The sequence below is a fragment of the Kitasatospora sp. NPDC002965 genome (assembly GCF_040611255.1).
Lineage (GTDB): Bacteria > Actinomycetota > Actinomycetes > Streptomycetales > Streptomycetaceae > Kitasatospora.
The window spans coordinates 1-1269 of the sequence record NZ_JBEXNT010000314.1 but is presented as its reverse complement, the minus strand read 5'-3'; the positions used below and the strand labels follow the sequence as shown (position 1 = coordinate 1269).

1 protein-coding gene is annotated in these 1269 nt (G+C 78.6%); it reads left to right on the top strand.

What is annotated here, in order from left to right; translation table 11 throughout:
• The coding region (locus ABZY91_RS42080) for a condensation domain-containing protein (protein WP_355409544.1) at positions 1–1269 on the top strand (1269 nt) is incomplete at both ends.

The following is a 1269-nucleotide window of genomic DNA, read 5'->3' as shown; positions in this document are numbered from 1 at the left end:
TGAACCGGGCGGCGCTGACCGCCGAGCGGTTCACCGCCGACCCGTACGGTCCGCCGGGCAGCCGGATGTACCGCACGGGCGACCTCGCCCGGCGGGCGGCCGACGGGCGGTTGCAGTTCCTGGGCCGGGTGGACGACCAGGTGAAGCTGCGTGGCTTCCGGATCGAACTCGGCGAGGTGGAGGCCGCGTTGGCCGCCCTGCCGGGCGTCGGCCGGGCCGTCGCGCTGGTCCGCGAGGACGTGCCGGGCCGCCGGCAGCTGGTCGGCTACGTCACCGGGACGGCCGATCCCGAGGAGCTGCGCCGGAGTGCGGCGGCGGTGCTGCCCGAGTACATGGTCCCGTCGGTGGTCGTGCCGCTGGAGGTGCTGCCGCTGACGGCCAACGGCAAGACCGACCGCCGGGCACTGCCCGCCCCCGCGCAGCCGGCCGTCGTCGGGCGGCCCCCGGCCACCCCCGCCGAGCACGCCGTCTGCGCGGCCTTCGCCGAGGTGCTCGGCCTGGCCGGGGCGGGTGTCGAGGACGGCTTCTTCGCCCTGGGAGGGCACTCGCTGCTCGCCGCCCGCGCCGCCGCCAGGATCCGGGCCGCGCTCGGCGTCCCGGTGGACGTCCGGGACGTCTTCGAGGCGCCCACCCCGGCCGCGCTCGCCGCCCGCCTGGCGGGCCGGACCGCCGTCGAGCGCCCCGCGCTGACGGCCGGACCGCGCCCCGGGCGCCTGCCGCTCTCCGCCGGGCAGCGCCGGCTCTGGTTCCTGGACCAGCTGGAAGGGCCCGGGACGGCGTACCACCTGCCGCTGGCCCTGCGGATCGACGGTGCGGACGGCCGCGGCCCGGACACCGCCGCGCTCGCGGCGGCCGTCGCCGACCTGACGGCCCGGCACGAGAGCCTGCGCACCGTCTTCGAGGTCCTGGACGGCGAGCCGTACCAGCGGGTGCTGACCCCGGCCGAGGCGGCCGAGGCCGCGCCGCTGACCGTCCGCGACGTCCCGGGCGACCTCGTCGAGGCCGCCCGGGCGGAGGCGGCCCGGCCCTTCGACCTGGCCGTCGAACCGCCCCTGCGGGCCACCCTGCTGTGCGCCCCCGACGGTGCCCGCGTCCTGGTGCTGCTGCTGCACCACATCGCGGCCGACGAGGCCTCGTTCGCCCCGCTGATGGCGGACCTCCAGGCCGGCTACGCCGCGCGGCTGGCGGGCCGGGCCCCGGAGTTCGCCGAACTTCCGGTCCAGTACGCGGACTTCGCGCTCTGGCAGGCGAGTCTGGACCAGGCGGCGC